Annotated in this window: 16 protein-coding genes; 4 read left to right on the forward strand and 12 right to left on the reverse strand. The window is 52.5% G+C overall.

Going from position 1 to position 16,261, the window contains the following annotated elements; genetic code table 11:
• Window positions 1-34: 34 nt before the first annotated feature.
• The 5 genes from AD930_RS07490 to fliE all read right to left on the reverse strand — a co-directional run bounded on the left by AD930_RS07490 (window position 35) and on the right by fliE (window position 4,506).
• Window positions 35-1,762 (reverse strand): flagellar hook-basal body complex protein, encoded by a 1,728-nt coding sequence (locus tag AD930_RS07490; protein WP_061505715.1) that lies wholly within the window; start codon window positions 1,760-1,762, stop codon window positions 35-37.
• Between the two features lie 208 nt (window positions 1,763-1,970).
• Window positions 1,971-3,050 (reverse strand): EscU/YscU/HrcU family type III secretion system export apparatus switch protein, encoded by a 1,080-nt coding sequence (locus tag AD930_RS07495; protein ID WP_061505716.1) that lies wholly within the window; start codon window positions 3,048-3,050, stop codon window positions 1,971-1,973.
• Between the two features lie 25 nt (window positions 3,051-3,075).
• On the reverse strand, window positions 3,076-3,864 hold the full coding sequence (locus AD930_RS07500; protein ID WP_061505717.1) for a flagellar biosynthetic protein FliR: 789 nt from the start codon (window positions 3,862-3,864) through the stop codon (window positions 3,076-3,078).
• Between the two features lie 42 nt (window positions 3,865-3,906).
• Entirely contained in the window at window positions 3,907-4,182 is a 276-nt protein-coding gene (locus AD930_RS07505) for a flagellar biosynthetic protein FliQ (protein WP_061505718.1), read from the reverse strand.
• 9 nt (window positions 4,183-4,191) lie between these two features.
• The gene (gene fliE, locus AD930_RS07510; protein ID WP_061505719.1) at window positions 4,192-4,506 is read right to left on the reverse strand and encodes a flagellar hook-basal body complex protein FliE; all 315 of its coding nucleotides are present in this window, start codon (window positions 4,504-4,506) and stop codon (window positions 4,192-4,194) included.
• Window positions 4,507-4,740: 234 nt separating this feature from the next.
• Here fliE and AD930_RS07515 point away from each other — a divergent pair, with 234 nt between their 5' ends.
• The 4 genes from AD930_RS07515 to flgC all read left to right on the forward strand — a co-directional run bounded on the left by AD930_RS07515 (window position 4,741) and on the right by flgC (window position 8,759).
• Window positions 4,741-5,010, forward strand: a complete 270-nt coding sequence (locus tag AD930_RS07515) for a hypothetical protein (RefSeq protein ID WP_156476923.1) — start codon at window positions 4,741-4,743, stop codon at window positions 5,008-5,010.
• A 489-nt stretch (window positions 5,011-5,499) separates the two neighbouring features.
• The gene (locus AD930_RS07520) at window positions 5,500-7,881 is read left to right on the forward strand and encodes a tetratricopeptide repeat protein (RefSeq protein ID WP_244150523.1); all 2,382 of its coding nucleotides are present in this window, start codon (window positions 5,500-5,502) and stop codon (window positions 7,879-7,881) included.
• A gap of 29 nt (window positions 7,882-7,910) precedes the next feature.
• A complete protein-coding gene (locus AD930_RS07525) occupies window positions 7,911-8,324 on the forward strand; it encodes a flagellar basal body rod protein FlgB (protein ID WP_061505721.1) in 414 nt (137 codons plus the stop codon).
• 24 nt (window positions 8,325-8,348) lie between these two features.
• Window positions 8,349-8,759 (forward strand): flagellar basal body rod protein FlgC, encoded by a 411-nt coding sequence (flgC, locus tag AD930_RS07530; RefSeq protein ID WP_061505722.1) that lies wholly within the window; start codon window positions 8,349-8,351, stop codon window positions 8,757-8,759.
• A 152-nt stretch (window positions 8,760-8,911) separates the two neighbouring features.
• On the opposite strand, the gene AD930_RS07535 is transcribed toward flgC, so the two are convergent.
• From AD930_RS07535 to flgK, 7 genes are all read right to left on the reverse strand, one after another.
• Window positions 8,912-9,853: a flagellin gene (locus tag AD930_RS07535; protein WP_061505723.1), complete on the reverse strand. Its 942-nt coding sequence runs from the start codon at window positions 9,851-9,853 to the stop codon at window positions 8,912-8,914.
• Between the two features lie 276 nt (window positions 9,854-10,129).
• Entirely contained in the window at window positions 10,130-10,789 is a 660-nt protein-coding gene (gene tmk, locus AD930_RS07540) for a dTMP kinase (RefSeq protein WP_167375155.1), read from the reverse strand.
• A complete protein-coding gene (locus AD930_RS07545; RefSeq protein WP_061505725.1) occupies window positions 10,776-11,711 on the reverse strand; it encodes a DUF6468 domain-containing protein in 936 nt (311 codons plus the stop codon). The genes tmk and AD930_RS07545 overlap by 14 nt, the downstream gene beginning before the upstream one ends.
• Before the next feature lie 13 nt (window positions 11,712-11,724).
• Window positions 11,725-12,849, reverse strand: a complete 1,125-nt coding sequence (locus AD930_RS07550; RefSeq protein ID WP_061505726.1) for a FliM/FliN family flagellar motor switch protein — start codon at window positions 12,847-12,849, stop codon at window positions 11,725-11,727.
• A 16-nt stretch (window positions 12,850-12,865) separates the two neighbouring features.
• The gene (locus AD930_RS07555) at window positions 12,866-13,387 is read right to left on the reverse strand and encodes a flagellar basal body-associated FliL family protein (RefSeq protein ID WP_061505727.1); all 522 of its coding nucleotides are present in this window, start codon (window positions 13,385-13,387) and stop codon (window positions 12,866-12,868) included.
• A 183-nt stretch (window positions 13,388-13,570) separates the two neighbouring features.
• Entirely contained in the window at window positions 13,571-14,656 is a 1,086-nt protein-coding gene (locus AD930_RS07560) for a flagellin N-terminal helical domain-containing protein (protein WP_061505728.1), read from the reverse strand.
• A gap of 31 nt (window positions 14,657-14,687) precedes the next feature.
• Entirely contained in the window at window positions 14,688-16,244 is a 1,557-nt protein-coding gene (gene flgK, locus AD930_RS07565) for a flagellar hook-associated protein FlgK (protein WP_061505729.1), read from the reverse strand.
• Between the last annotated feature and the right edge of the window lie 17 nt (window positions 16,245-16,261).

Below are 16,261 nucleotides of genomic sequence, written 5' to 3' on the forward strand. Positions count from 1 at the left end.
CCGATTCAGATTGTCAGTAGGTCTTGCGCCGGAATTACTGCTTCATTCCGATGGTTGTTTGCAGCAGTGTATCGGCCGTAGTGACTATCTTCGTGTTCGCCGTGTAAGCCTCTTGGGTGACAATCAGTGCAGACAGGTCTGATGTGAGGTCTGTCGTTGAGGATTCGGTGTAGCCGACAGAAAGCGTGCCGGTACCATTTTCTCCGACAACCCCCGTTTCAGGGTCACCCGATTTAGAAGTGGCCAGATAAGCTTGCCCGTCTACGGCCTGCAGCCCGTTCTCATTATGGAATGTGGTCAATGCGACCTTTCCGATAAGTTGGCTGTAGCCGTTGTCGAACTGAGCCTGGATCGACCCATCGCTTTCGATGGAGACACCTTCGTAGTTGCCACTTGCAACGCTATCAGTGGTTAATGATGTGGTGTCCTGGTCGAGTGCGTAATTTGTTGAGAGGGATGCACCTGAGAGATCGACCGTGTAGGCGGTGCCGTTGACCGTGGCCGTTGAGGTAAGGGGGGAGGAGGGGGCTGCGCCGTCGAAGGTCTTCACGGACCCATCTGTGTTGAACACCACACTGTGGGTGGGGCTTGATACCGCGGAAGACGATGCGTCGTAGGGATTGATCGTCTGAACCGACCACGTTGCAGGCGACGAGGAGGTCTGAGTCCATTTCTCAGCGACAGGTGTCCCTCCAATCTCCACGGGTGTGGTCATGTAAGACTGATTGCTGCCCGTCGTCGTCCCTATTTGCGTTCCCGCTGGCATTGTGAGTGTTGTGCCGGAAACGGTCAGGGCTGAAGCTTGACTGGTGGAGGCCGTCTGGTTCGAGGCCGCCATTGTTGTGCCGCTAGTGCCGCCTATCGTCCCCAGATCTAATGTCATCGTCTGGGTGTGGTTATCACCATAATTGGCAGTGATCGGAATGCCGACGGAAGCGCCTGAGATTGTTGAGCCAACTGTTTTTCCGGTTGAGCTATCGACGACAGAGGCCAGATCTCCAGATGAGTCGAAAGTCACTTGATAATTATTGGGCGCAATGGTGCCGGTTCCGTCAGCGTCGTAAGCGGAGACATTCCACACAAGCGGGTTTGAAGAACTTTGGGTCCAGGACGCTGCGACCTTGTGGGGGTTAGAAGAAGCGTCGTAGGTGGTGACCGGGGCGGTAGTGTAGGTCTGAGGTGTGTAGCTTTCCGCTGAGGCGGTATCTGTGGGCAACTTCCCGACCGTAGCGGAAAGCGTCAGTTGCGTGGTTTGTGTCGGCTTGAACGTGATGCCGGAGACATTGATCGGCGTCAGCTTATTCCCGAGAGAGCCGCTTGAATCGACAGTGTATCCGTCAAGATAATACCCAGAGGTGTTTACGAGATAACCGCTCTTATTCTCGTAAAACTCGCCATTCCGGGTGTAGTATTGCTGCGTGGAGAAATTGGTGGCTGTGGAGGCATTCGTTGCACTGATCGGCTTGGAAACGTTAAAAAGTCCGGTGCCTGATATCGCCATGGCCAGGCTATCAGTGCTGGCCGTGGCAGTGCCCTCATTATCAACGTGCTGTATTGTCACGGCAGCTACAGAGTCCGAATTGGCCTGAGACTGTGATGAGCCGCTGAGATTCCCTGAGACGAAATCCTGGAACGCGGTGCTGTTGGCTTTATAAGCAGTGGTCTGACTATTTGCGATGTTGTTGCCAAGGTTCGTGAAAGAGTCAGACTGTGCGCTAATCCCGCTAACAGCCGTTTGAAGTGCGTTGAAAACACCGCTCATAGAGTATTGATCCCTGTTCCAGACTTTTGCCGCCGGGGTCGGAGGCAATGCGCATTGGATGTTCCTTTACAAATGGGATAGCGATCAGATTCCCAAAAGCAAGGATTGATTAACCAGATATTTATGGAATATTAATACTAGAAATGAGCGAACTAGAAAGAGAACTTCAAACGTGACACTGACTGAGTGTTGCGCTGAATTCCAATTCTTAGGGTTTGTGCATACGCTTAGGTGTTTTCAGCTTCACGACGTAGGCAATGATTGCGGCCACAGGTTTCCAGAATTCTTCTGGGATCTCAGTGTCCAAAGGCAACTTATAAAGTGATCTTGCGAGCGGGGGGTTTGAGACAACGGGAACTTTAGCCTCACCTGCCGTTTCACGGATTCTGGCAGCCAGGTCATCCATGCCCTTAGCTACGATCTGCGGTGCCCCTCCGGAAGTTTTGCTGTAGAGAAGGGCAACAGCATAATGCGTTGGGTTTACCACGACGACCGTTGATTCTTTTACTGCTTTCATCATGCGCCTTCTGGAGCGGCGCGTTCTGATCTGCCGCATGCGAGACTTTACGTAAGGATCGCCATCGGTCTGTTTGACTTCATCTTTGATGTCTTGAAAACTCATTTTGAGTTTTGACATCCTGTGATATCGCGTCCAGAGGTCATCTGCCAAAGCTATTATGCACTGAATACCGAGAACGAGGAGTGTTGAATATATGAACCAATGCTCCAGCTCGGAAGCTAGATGCAGAGAGCTCCACCGCTCACTCTCGGGCGATATGCGAATAGTTTCCAAGGCGACCCCATAAAGGATGCACCCAAAGATAGCTATCTTTACCAGACCCTTCAGGAGTTCCACGAGATTATTGACGCTGAATGTCCTTTTAATGCCCTTCATGGGAGACAGGCGTTTGAGGTCAGGCGTCAGGGCTTCTGGTCGGAAAAGGAAGCCAGTTTGCAGAAGCCCGAAGACTAATGTGGTAGATGCGCCAGCCGCCATGAGGGGCAAGCCCAGATTTAGTCCGCACTTGGCGATTTGCCAGCCGAAATTATAGATAGAGGAGCTATCATCCGAAACTTCGCCGAAATGTATGATGATGCGCTGAACGGCGGCTGTAAAATCCTTGGCGGAATTGCCGGCCGTTGCCATGAACACTAAAATGAAGGCACCGAGAGAAATTAGGAGCACGAATTCGCGCGATTGGGCAATATTGCCTTCTTCTCGGGCTTTCCTAAGTCTGTGTGCTGTCGGGGCTTGTGACTTCTCGCCACTGCCTCCTTCGTCTGCCATAGCGCGTCTTCTATCTGGTTGTGAGTTAGGCCGGCAGAATTCCTGGTAATGAGCGGAGTATGTCGGAAATTTGCTCCTGCCAAGTTCCAGTCGTGACCTCAATCAGCATTGCGAGAAGCAGGAGGCTCCCAAGGATCTGGGCGGGCATGGCTGTGGAATAGACTTGGATTGATGGCATTAGGCGGTTGAGAACCCCAAGCATAGCCGGCCAGAGTGTCCCTATTAGGATAAACGGAGCTGAAAGTTGCATTGCGATGCCAAAAGTCTCTGCGACACACTGAGAAATACTTTTTGCCATGTCGCTGACCATGAACTCGGTCATATGCCCAGGAGGGAAAAGATCATATGACCCCGATATGGCATATAGTGGGAGTGCATACAGCCCTGTGGTCAAAAGGATCACAGGACTCAAGGTGTTTGCCATATGACTGATAGCGGTGCTTGATGCGCCGAGTTGGGCATCTGGCTGGACGATACTGCTCATTCCAGTAAATACGGACACTATCTGCATGGAAATGGCCAGTGACATAGCGATCAGCCTAGCAAGGAAGCCGATAAAAGCGCCGCATAACAGTTCTTGGGCAACTATGGCGATAGCCATGGCGGGCATGCGGATAGCTTCCCCCGCTGCCACTCCCATTTTCCCCTGCACCACAGGAAGCAGGGTGATGGTAATGGCGAGAGAAATCCCAGCCCTGACTGTTTTAGGGGATGTTGTCTCGCCCAGGCCAGGCGAGGTCATAACGATAGCGCTGACCCGGCATAGAACTATAGCGAATGTTGCAGAAAGGATTTCCAGAGAGCCGTTAGGCATGCCCAGGTCTGGAGAGCCAAAAAAGTCAGGGACTGAAGCCAATTACGATCCCCCGACCTTGATCAATTGATCAAAAAGCATGGTCGAGTATGTGTGAAGCGTTGCGTACATAAATGATCCGGTGAGGATAAGAGCCGCCATGGAGGCTGCGAATTTAGGTACGAATGATAATGTCGCCTCACTAACCTGCGTGGTCGCCTGGAAGAGTGAAACCATGACACCTGCGGCCAGCGAAGCTAGAAGCGAGGGGGCACCTAACTTCACTGTCACGATCAGGGTTTGCCTCAGGATCTCCTGAACATCGATGCCGGCACTCATCGATAATCCTCAGACCGTCATGCTCATAACCTCTTTGTACGCTCCGACAAATTTGTCTCTGATCGCGGTCACACCTTGGACTGTCAGCTTCGCCTCTTCAACGGAGGCGACCACATCTGAGATGTTGCCTTTACCTGACAGAGCCATAGCAGTCTGGGTTTCGGCTGTTTTGCCAGTGTCTATCGCGCCGGAAATGGCACTCTTCAGAACACTACTGAAACTCGTAACGCTATCACCGGCCCCCGTTGCGGTGTTGCCGCCAAGGTTCATTCCTGCGCTATACGCGTTCCCTGCATTAAGGTGCTGAATGGGGCTGGTCGTCATAATCTGTTATCTCCGATCCGACGTATAAGGCCTTTGATATCACCACTGTCAGGGTAGGCCTTAGGTGCCAATTGCTAATTGCTAATTGCTTATTAATGGTCGACCATCATGAAAGCCAGTCTAATTTTAATCCTTGCGTAAAATTCTAAGGGGTAAGAATTAAAAAGGCCTTGGACGGGCACTGACGATGACGTATTTCTGGGAGAGCCATCTCTTTGCGGAGAGAGGTTTGTCGTGACCATAACGAAAGCGAAAGAGATGTCAGAAGTATCAGCGGCCTCACAGATCGCAACCATCATGAGACAGCAGACTGCTAACGCGGCGAAAACGGCCCGTGCCAGTGTCAAGCCTGAGCACATCGCCGGAAAAATGGGGATTTCAAGCCATCATTCTGGTGGCTCGACTGCAGCTATGCAGTTTGATGCGACCGGCCAGGTGGTGCGGTCCGTTTCCAAGCCTGAAAAAGGTTCTGCAACAGCAAGTTTTGCGGATCTTCTCAACTAATCAGGCGGTGCCATTTTAAGGGCACTGTTTATCAAACAGAATTGCGTCGGGCCGTGTTTCGTTATCGATGCGGCCCGTTCCGTTACAAATCTGATCGCTTCGATGTGGATCTATGAGGAAGTTTAGTTGATGAAAGCTGGAGGCGAAGGGTCCGCTTATGTGATCAGTAATGAGAAAAGACTGAAGTCTTCTCTCAGGGTTGCCCTCCTCTTTACGTCAGCGGTGTTTTCTACCTGCTTAGGTACGGTCGAGAGTAGAGCGCAATCTTTGCCTCAGCCTACCATATCATCTTCATCAGTTACTCAGGCTTCTGGGAAAAGTGTACACAAGTCGCGGACACAGAGGCAGCAGATCAAATCTAACCCTTCAGTGACGCCTTCAGTGACGGAGGGGACGCAGAAAGGTGCGAGTGAAGCGAAAGCTTCTCTTCAGAGTGATCTGTCTGGCGATCTATTGTTGAAGGGTTTGCCCCCCGGCTGGCGTGCGCGCGTGGTAGGCAAAGGCACCGGTCAAATACCCCCCAATGCAGGTGTGCCTGAGAACGACCGAGCACGGCGTAATTCCCGCAAGCTAATCCCGGCTAAGGCAGGCACTGCCAGTGCATTGCCGCCCTCTGCACAAACCCCAGAAGAACAATCTGGGACGCAAAAAGGCACGCAAATTCTCGCTGAGACCAGTGCGCCTCCAGAAATGTCCCATAGTCGTATTCTTTTGCCAGTGCCCTCCCGGATGGGGATTGCTGCCTATCAGAGTGGCGATCGGCTCGTTATCGTCATTGACAGCGCAGAGCCCATGGATACTTCTGCCCTCCGAGGCGATGGTATTTTCTCGACGTTATCTGTCGATACAATCGCAGATGCTACACTGGTCTCTGTTCGCATTCCTGATACGAGGCGCCTTTACCTTTCTCAGCAAAGTAATGGCTGGGTTCTTGGTGATGAACAGCCGCCGGGCAATGACTATGGTGACAGGCGCGTAATCAATCCGCGTATTGTTCCCGAGGGACTTCTATTCCCTATGCGGCGGCCTGGTCGTGTCCTTGCGATTAAGGATCCCGCATCTGGAGCGCCTCTTCTGATCGGAACTTCCGCCGCTGATGATGGCGGCATGCTCTCCCTTCGTAAGAGCAAAGACTATGACGTCTGGCCGTCGCTGGAAGGTGTCGTTGTTGATGATCATGCTCCGCCGAAAGTCGAAATCAAACCGGGACCGCTGGGGGATGTCCTATCGGTCGCGGGCAAGCAGTTTCCGGATCCGTCCGAGGCTGTATTTGCGAGTGATGTGGATCTGAAATGGCTTGGTCTTAAAAATCTTCCGACACAGAAGTTGGAGCAACGTTATCGTCAGGCCATCATTGATGCCGCTGATTCAGAGCCAGCCAAGCGCTTTGAGAAGAGGATTGAAGCGGCGCGCGCCGCGTTTTCGTTAGGGGCATTCCCCGACGCCAGAGCGATAATGACTGTGGCTTTGGAAGATGACCCGGAAGAAGCATTCAAGCCAGATGTTCGCTTTTTCCTAGGGGCCGTTGAATTGATGAACGGAAACATGGATGGAGCATCCCTGCTAGATGGCGCCTGGCCTGAAGGGGATAAGAGAGCGACCCAGGTATGGAGGGGCATCTATTACTCTGCTCTGGGCGGACGGGACCAGGATGCGGCTCACTATCTCGCAACAGATTTTGAACGCCTCCTTAACTATCCGGAGCCATTGAGGAGCGCTATCCTGCCAGGTGTATCAGAGGAGATTGCTCGGTATGGCACAGCAGCAGATAGGGCTGCTCTTAAATCCATGCCTACCGATGATGCCGCTTATAAGTTTGCAGGCGCAATCGCGGACCTGCAAGATGGTAAAAAGGATGCTGCACACTCCGAAATAAACAATCTGGCCTTGGACAAGGACCCGGTCGTATCGGAGAAGGCTCTTGAGAAAAAGATATCTATGGATGTGGATAGCGGCCTGATATCACCTGACACAGCGGCAGAGATGTATGGAAGTATTATTCCGGACGCCAGGCTGGCCGGGAGGGAAGGCGTGCCACGCTTGCTTCAGGCAGATGTTTATATGGCGCAGAGGAAATGGGAAAAAGCCTTGGGGGCAATAGATCTCGCGCAGAGATCTCCGTCTCGACAGGTTGACCCGTCACTTGCTCCTAAGCTCTATGCCACACTGGCAGGCATCGCGCGTGAGGCCATGGACAATATAACGTCACATGGCGCGTCGCAGAATGCACTTCTTCAGAGCGCAGCAATGTTACGCGCCCATATAGCGGATATGGCCCCCGGCATTGAAAAAGGCACTGTCCTTACTGATTACGGGCGGATGCTTCTGAACCTTGGACTTGCAGATGAAGCCACGCAGGCATTTTCTGATGCCATCCCAATGATCGATTCCGAAGCAGATAGGGCCATTGCTGGTGAAGGGCTGGCTGATGCATTTATCCAGAGAGGCATGCTCAATGATGCGTCAGAGGCGCTTGCCAACACGGGAGCGCGTAACCTGCCGCCCGAAATAGTCTCTGGCAGGAATAGAGTCGCGGCGCGAATTGCATTGTCATCCGGAAAACCTGAGATTTCTCTGTATCTTCTCAATGGCGACAACAATGCTGTTGCGGCAGATATGCGCGGCCGCATCCACGAAAGCCGAGAAGAATGGTCGCCCGCGGTCTCTGACGTAAGGAAAATAGTCGAGGCGCAAATCCCCGCGGAGGGGGCTATGACCGTCGACCAGCAACTGCTTGCCTTGAGGTTTGCTTCTGACGCCTCGCGGGCGGGGGATGTTGGGGCTTTAAAGTGGATATCTGATCGGATAGGGGACCGGCAGTTCGACAGCGAAACTGAGAAAATGTTTCGCCTTCTCGTGTCCGTGAATTGATGGAAACTTCTAAATTCAGGGGGCAGTAGATGGCTGATCCGATTCCTATGATGCAGCAGAAGGTGGGGGGGACTGATCTCCTCCGCCTGGCAGAAAGAAAAATGCATTGGCTCCAGAACAGACAGTCTGTACTTGCAGGGAATATCGCCAATGCCACCACACCCAACTACGTTCCAAAAGACGTTTCATCGTTCCACGGCGTTCTTAGCTCGCACCAGGAAGTGACTCTGGCGCAGACAGAGCCGGGGCATATGGCAGGCCATGGCGGGCAGTCTGGCTCACATAATGTCGGAGGCCCATCATCTATCGATGGGAACCATGTTGTCCTGGAGAACGAGTTGGAAAAAATAGCCGACACTAACGATCAGCATCGTCTGGCGACGGCGGCCTATAGCCGTTATATGGGCATGTTCGGAACGGTGCTTGGATCTTCATCTCAATGATCATAGCTACAACGGAGGTAGGGAATGGACTTCTCTGACACGATAGGCATTTCAGCCAGTGGAATGAGCGCGCAATCTGCTCGGCTGCGTATCGCCGCGGAGAACCTTGCGAATGAAGAAACGACGTCATCTTCCCCCGGAGGGGACCCTTACCGGCGGAAAACTATAACATTCAAGGATGTCCTCGACCGCTCGACCGGCGTCTCTTCCGTTAAGGTGAAGGAGATCGGGAAAGACCAGTCAGACTTCAAGATGCGTTATGATCCATCGCATCCAGGGGCAGACGAGAACGGGTATGTCAAAATGCCGAATGTGAACCCAATGGTTGAGATAATGGATACGCATGACGCGCAGCACTCTTATCAGGCAAACCTCAATACAATGCAGGTTTCGAGGTCAATGCTGGCGCGATCCATATCATTGATGAAGAATTGAACTCAAATAACTTTGAGGCTGAGTTCCTAAGCCGAGGCCAATGGTCTCGGTTTTTTTTGTCGGATTGTTCCCATAAAAAAACGCCCCCGTAACCGGAGGCGTTCTTAGTCCTGCAGCGGTCACCCTGAGGCGACCGCGCCGGCCAGCAGTGATTACTGGAACAGGGACAGAATGTTCTGCGAAGAGTTGTTGGCAATCGACAGGGACTTGATGCCCAGAGACTGCTTCGTCTGCAGAGAGGTCAGTTTTGCGCTTTCAGCGGACATGTCCGCGTCGGTCAGGGCGCCGGAAGCAGCCGTCAGATCATCAGCCTGAGCCTGGCCGAAAGAAGACATCTGCGTGATCATCTTGGAGTTCGAGCCGAGCTGAGACGTGACGTTCGTCATAGCCGTGATGGCGTTCTTCACCAGGTCGATCAGTGCAGCGCCGCCGCCCGTGCCGGCCAGCGCGATGGAGGCGCCTGTGCCGGTCAGGAACAGGTTGGATGTCGGGTTGACGCCAACCGTGCTGCCGGTGGTCAGGCCCAGAGCGTCGGTCAGAGAACCGGCTGTGCCGGACGCGCCGGTATCGGCCACGATGGAGGCGGTAAATCCGCTGATCGTCTGCGTGTCGCCCTGCAGGCCTGTGACATACGTCATGTTTGTGGCGGTGATGCCAAGGCCATCTTTCGTGCTGGTGGCCAGCAGGTTGATGCCTTTCACTGTGGCGTCACGAGCGATCGTGTCGATCTGCTTCATGTAGCCGTTCAGTTCGTCGTTGATCTGGCCCAGAGAGGTCGTATTGCCCTCGTTGTTTTCCAGGCCGGTCACAGCGTTCTGAACGCTCTGCAGGACGGAGATGATGCTGTTGGCCGCTGTCGTTGTTGAAGAGACAACCTGGCTCGCGTAGCTCAGACCGTCGTTGACAGCGCTCTGACCAGCAATGTCGCCACCGATCTGAGAAGAGATGCCGAAGGCGGCCGGGCTGTCAGCAGCAGTGGAGACTTTCTTGCCGGTGGAGACGGCGTTTTCTGTGGCGGAAAGCTCTTTGCCCGTGGCGGACAGAGTTTCCAGGGCAACCATTGAAGAAGTGTTGGTGTTAATGGAAAGGGTCACGTGTGTGCTCCGTAATTTCCCTGCCCATCTGTGGGGCCGGAAGTTTTAATGACACACAGGTTAAACAATACATTTGCTACAAGATTATTAATGGATTAGATATTTTTTCAATAAAATATCAATGTCAATATTTGTCGTTGACATATCAGTGCTTTTTAAAAGATACGAAACGAATTTTTGTATGCTTGCTGCCCTTATGCCAAGATTAAAAAGGAAGTTTGAAGCAATTTTGCGCGCTCGACTAAACCTTTCTTCACAGGCTTAAGAACCTAGCCGTCATGCGGATAGAATAGCCTTCTCGGCCATACTTTGTTTAAGGATAGACATTATTTCAAGGGTGATTAAGGACTGCTCCTTAGTCCCATCTATCCGAATAATCCTTTCCGGATTTTTCTTCCATGCTTCGCTGTATCCCGTTCGTACACGCTCAAAGAAATCTGCTCCGTTGCTTTCAAGGCGATCGCTGCCAGCGTTCCTCGCTTCTGTTCGTTGGGAGCTAATAGATACAGGGACGTCGAGCCAGAATGTAATGTCCGGGCGTACAGGCATAGTCCTATCCAGCGTGCTGATCATTTCTAAAGTGCCTTCGTCCCCCTTAGCCAGTCCATATCCCTGGTAAGCCAGGGTGGAGAGTGTGTGGCGATCAGTCATGACTATTTTGCCATCCAACAGAGATGGCCGAATAACCTCATTAAGCGCTTGGTCTCTGGCGGCAAAAAAGAGAAGGACTTGGGCAGTGATTGAAAGATCAGCTTTCTCGAACAGGAGTAGGTTTCGGATCGCCTCCCCGGCAGCCGTGCCGCCGGGATCGCGCGTCTGGATTACGGGGAGATCCAGAGCCAAAAGACGCTCTTTCACAGATCGACACTGCGTAGTCTTGCCACTACCATCTATCCCTTCGATGGAGAAGAAGTAGGATGCATCAGGCCGGGTCAAAGGCAGCCTCCAACTCATTTTCTGAAGAGTGAAGAGCCTTAAGATAGGGGCGCGGCTTGGATAGCGCCGTGGGAGTGGCCGTTGGCAGGACGTCCAGGAAGGCAGTTTTCTTCATAGTGTCTTCCTCAGAGGTAATGGGCGCCTCTTCTGCGTCAACAGGAATTTCTACATGAGGCGTGTCTTCGGCCTCAATGGTCTCCGAAGCGCTCTTGACGGGTGCGGCGTCCTCCTCCGCATGGGAGGCAACTGTTTCTTCGTGACTGTCCATATCGGCCTCAGCCATTGCTGAGGTGTCTGGCTGTTCGGCTGCAGTAGTCGTGCTTCCCAAAGCGGGCGTCTCATCATCCAAATGAGCCGCGCTCTCCTGATTTGGCGGCGCTTCAGGCTGAGGTGACGAGGGGGCATTGATCGTCTCAGAGGTCGTAATATCTTCCAACTCTTCTGGTGCGCTGTCATCCTTAAGGGAGGCCATAGGCGGGGTAAAAGCCCGCCGAGCCTTCTCTGCCTCCTCGATGGTCGAAGCCAATGAGGCTTTAACTTCTTCTGAGTTTTTTATCGTGCCCCGAAGGTCTATCATCGTTTGAAGACAGGCATCCTCCCTTTCGCTGAGTGACTTTAGGGTTTGGGCTGCGCTGTTTCGAGCATCCTCAAGATTTTCTGAAACGATACCGGCGGAATTTAATGTGTCAGTGAGTTTTTTCCCACCGGTTTTGGCCGCAGAATGGAGGGCATCAATGTTCGCTTTCGCTTCATCCGAGGCGTTGTCCAGGCTTTGTACGAGGGTCTGTACCGCAGGCTGGACCGATTTCAGTTCTTTCAGGGCTTTCGTAATTTTTCGGCCTCCCAGCAACCCGATAAGGATCACAAGGCAAGTGGCGACGCTTACAATTGTCTGCAGATTTTGAATAACAAGGTTAATCATTCACACGATCTTCTTATGAGGGGTTGTTTGAAGAAGGCGGTACAGTGTTCTTCATGGAGGGGGCGTCGCCCGGAGCTAAGCCTATGCTTGAGAAATCTTCCGCGGAGAGAAGGGCGTCTTCGGGTGGGATGAGCCGTTCGGTGACCTTAACAGCCATTTGGCTGCCGTCTTTTCCCATTTCTCCTTCAAACAGCGGAGTGTTGTCACACTGCAAGCGCACCCGGAAGGGAGTCCCGGCAGTGTGGGGGAAGACAAGGGTCGAGCCTTTTTTGAGATTCATGATTTCGCCAAGAGGGAAATCTTTTTCTTTGAAAATAGCATCGACAATTATGTCGGTTGCCTTGATTTTAGAGACTAGATGATCTTCCCAGATCGTGTCTTTTCCGAAGCTTTCCCCCATGAACTGCTGAGATAGTTTGCCCTGAACTGAGTCCAGAGAGGAATAAGGGAAAACGATATCCAGATTTCCGCGCCGCTCTGGCGATAAGTCGATGTGGTATCTGGTAATGATTGCCGCATTCGAGTGCCTAGCAATCCCAGCAAAGCTTGAGCTGATTTCCATTCGTTCAAGCTTAAAGTCGATCTCGCAGACCTGGGAAAATGCTTCCGAAAAATCTTGGAGTGTGACGTTCAGAATTTTTTCAATCAGATCTTTTTCTATCTGAGTGTGCGGTCGGTTCTCTGGAACTTTTGCGGATACCTTTGATCCGTTTTGCCCCCCCAGGATGACGTCGACAAGCGCATAGGAAAGAGCGGAATCAATTACGATAAGCCCGTAGCTCTCCCACTGTTCAGCACTGAATATGGCGAACATGGATGAAGAGGGGACCCTCTCCATGAAGTCCCCGAACCGCATTGAATTCTTACTATCGATTGTCACGTCGACAGTGTCGCTGGTGTACCCGCGCAAACTTACGGAGAGAAGGCGTGTCAGGCGATCGAAAATACTATCGAGCATCGGCAGGCGCGGATAAGCAACGAAACCTGCCTTAGCCATGCGCTCCAGGCCACTTTCTTCTGGCAGCGCCGGGCCGTCAAATGCCCCCCCGAACATATTGTCGATACTGTCCTGGTCAAGGACGTTGCCTTCCACGCCGTCCGGCTCACCATTTTCCATATTGTCTTTCAAATCAGCCATCGTGAAATCGTTCCAGTCACTGCGTGAGGAATTCGGTGATATAAAGGTTCGTGACGTTTAAAGGGGACAGATCCGCTCTCAGTCGCCGCAGCAGTGATTCACGCAACCTGTAAAACCCGTTCCCACGAAGATCCTGAGGCCGTGTCTCATGCAGGTATGTCTGGAATATATCCTCAATTTCCGGAATGCGAGATTGCAGTTCCGGACTGTTCTGCGTGCCTGAAATTTCAACGGAGGCGCTCATTTTGACGTAAACGACCCGACCATTGCCGTTGTCAAGATTGGCAGTCGCGGAGGGAATACTCAATACAACTGGGGGAGTAAGGGCTGCGTGCGCAGCCTTCTCGTCCTTGGTTGCTTCTTTCTTCAGACCTGCCAGCGGAAGAAGGTTTTTCGACCAACCTACATAGCCCCCGGCCCCCAGAAGGACTACTGCGCCAAGAAGAATGATAAGCTTTTTTTTGGACTTCCCTTTTTGAGAAAGGGGAGGGGAGGTGGTTTCGTCGTCAACCTCTGGTGTGGAAATGCTTTCGCTCATTACGCCTTGCCCCGTGAATTTTCCTTAGGTGTTAAAGGATATTCTCTTCGTTCTCAATGGAAGAGTTAAATTCGACCTTGAGGGGCAAGGTTTAATGGGAATGTAATCCGGGATCTAGGGGGCGTGGGATGGGCTGTAGCCCCCCAAATGAGCAATAGGCCGCCCGACCAAAGACCCTTACAATCAAAGATAGTTGGCTAATGTCATGCCCTTCATATCTGTGATAAGCATAAAGGTGGCTTTGAGGCTGGCCTGGAGAGTATTTGACTGAGAAGACACCGTCGCAAGATCGGCCCCGATATTCGTTGTCATCTGCTCTTTCATCATGAGCTGGGCACTGGAGAGGGTGGTTGATCTGCTCGTGAGGCTGTTTTGGGTGACGCCCACGCCAGTCGTCATGTCAATCACCTTGTTGGCTGTAGTGGTGAGTGACGTATGGAGATTTTGGAGAAGTTGGTTAGCTCCAGGAGTGGATGATGTCATTCCTTTGGTTGAGGAAAGGATCATGAGGTCACGCACCAGATCTCTGATTGGCGATCCTGTGGAATCTGAAGTTTTTGTTCCGCCTTGTGTGGCCACGACCCCGATTTGGGTGGTGCTACCATCAGTCCCGGTCACTACGGACTTCGTCAGATCCGCAGCACTCGATCCGCTTACTGAAAGGCTCCCTGCAAAGACGCTGGTTCCTGCTGAATTGTCAGCGGCTGCGTCTGTGGCCCCTGAGATAACGTCAGATAGGTTGTCATCTGTCAGTCCGGAGACCAAAGAGGATATCTTGGCCGCCAGCGCTCCGGAACTCAGGCCGGATGGGTCTGGGACGGTCTTATCTGAAGAGTTGGAGCCAGAGAAAATATAACCGTTGCCATCGGTGGAGTTCAGAATGGTTCCGAGCTGTGTCAGAGCCGACTGTGCCTCGTCAGATAGGGTGGAAAAGCTTGTGCTATCTCCGCTTTGAGTTTCTTCTGTGGACAGAGCCTGTGTGGAAAGCCCTTGTGCGATCTTCACGATTTGGTTCAGAGCGGTAGACGTGCTCGACAGGCGCCCCTGCGCGGACGATAGGTTGCCCTGTACGGCGCTAATCTGACCAATTTTAGGGCTTAGCGAGACGGCCTCATGAGCAGAGTCTCCCAGTCCGGCAATTGTCTGTGAAGTCGTGCCCTCCGAGACCTCCCAGGCAATTGCTGTCTGCGCGTCTGTGATTGATTTAATGCCTGATGTCAGGATAACAGACGCCCCCGATGCGCCGTAAGAACCTATCGAGCCGGTCATTGCTTATTTCCCTGAGATATTTCGACTTGTTTTAATTGATCGCGCCAAGCAGTGCACTGAACATCGACTGCACTGCTGAAACGACTTTCGCGTTGGCAGTGTATGCGTTCTGAAGCGTAACCACGTCAGCCATCTGACTGTTCACATCGACGGAGGAGACGTTGGCCACTTTTGTCGATAAGGTTGTTTTCATGGATGTGGCCGACGTCAGGTTTGAACTCGCATTGGCAATCACACTGGCCTGATCAGTCGTCAGGGAAGTTGCCAGTTCACTAAGTCCTTGCGAGCCTGAGTAGCTGATCGAGATTCCTCCGTCGGGGCCGAGCTTTGACGTCGGTGAGGACATTGCACCTGTTGTGTCGTCAGTCGAAGTCCCGAAAGCGTTCTGTAATGCGCTGGTTATGGTTGAGGTGACACCAGTGTTCCCGCTTGCATCCGTCGTCAGTAGAGAAGGCTTGGCGGCGTAAGTCGCGTTGACTGAAATGGCCGATGAAAGGCCGACAATTCCGTTAGGCGTGGTTTTCTGGGTGTCGCCTGAGAGTGGGGAGGATGTGCCATTGGTGAAGAGGGGGAGGCCGGCGCTACTGAAGCGATTTATCAGGGTATAAGAGAAGGAATCTAGTTGAGCCTGCATTTTGGGGTAGGTTTCATCACGGAGCGTGATGTTTGCCCCAAGCGTGCCTCCAGTCAGGTGACTGGTAATATCTTTATCGCCCAGCATAATCCCAGGAATGGACTGCGCATCTCCTGCCTTATAATACATGCTGCTGCTGATGTTCTCAGATGACGTGATAAGTGGCCACGTGGAGCTTGGAAGTTTCTGAGTTGAATCGTTCTGATTGATCTGATCTGGCCGAGTAGGGATGATGGTGCCATCCTGTGTTCGAACAACCATATCTCCATTTGACTTCTCGGTGTATTGGACCCCGAGCTTGCTGGACAGATCATTCATGGCCTCGTATCTCTGGTTTTCGAGAGACGCGGTATCCCCACCACCGGCTTTAACTGCCATAATTTTCTGAGAGATCTGGCCGATTGAGGTAAGGTCCGTGTTTACACCAGAAACGGCTGTGCCAATGCTATCCTCAGCCGATTGCCTCTGTGTTTGATACACGCTGGCCAGTGTGTGGATGTTGTCGGTCAATGACTGCGCATAAGAGACGACGGACGCCTGAGAGGCGCTTTGGTCGGGCGTAGCTGTTAGCGAAGTCAACGCGCTCGACACGTTCTGAAGGAGATCAGTCAGTGTGTTTGCGGTGGAATCTGTGCCTGAGCTGTCAGACGATGATGTGGTTGTTCCCTGGACGGCGGAAAGGCTTGCCAGTGAATTGCTCTCCACCGTCAGGCCCGACACCTCCGCATTCTGCGTGTATAGGGCTTTCTGAAGGAAGGGGGATACAGAGAGAGCTGTATTGCCATTTCTGACCCCAGCTCCGACCCCTCCAGTTACGGCAGAATTAACCACTGCAGTTTCCTGGACGTATCCGGGCGTGCCGGAATTCGACACATTCTCCGATGCCACAGCAAGCTGAGATTCGATACTGTGCAGTCCGCTGTTGGCAATGGATAGTGAAGCATTCAGGCCCATCGTAACGTCCTCAAATT

The sequence above is a fragment of the Acetobacter malorum genome (genome assembly GCF_001580615.1).
Classification (GTDB): Bacteria; Pseudomonadota; Alphaproteobacteria; order Acetobacterales; family Acetobacteraceae; genus Acetobacter; species Acetobacter malorum.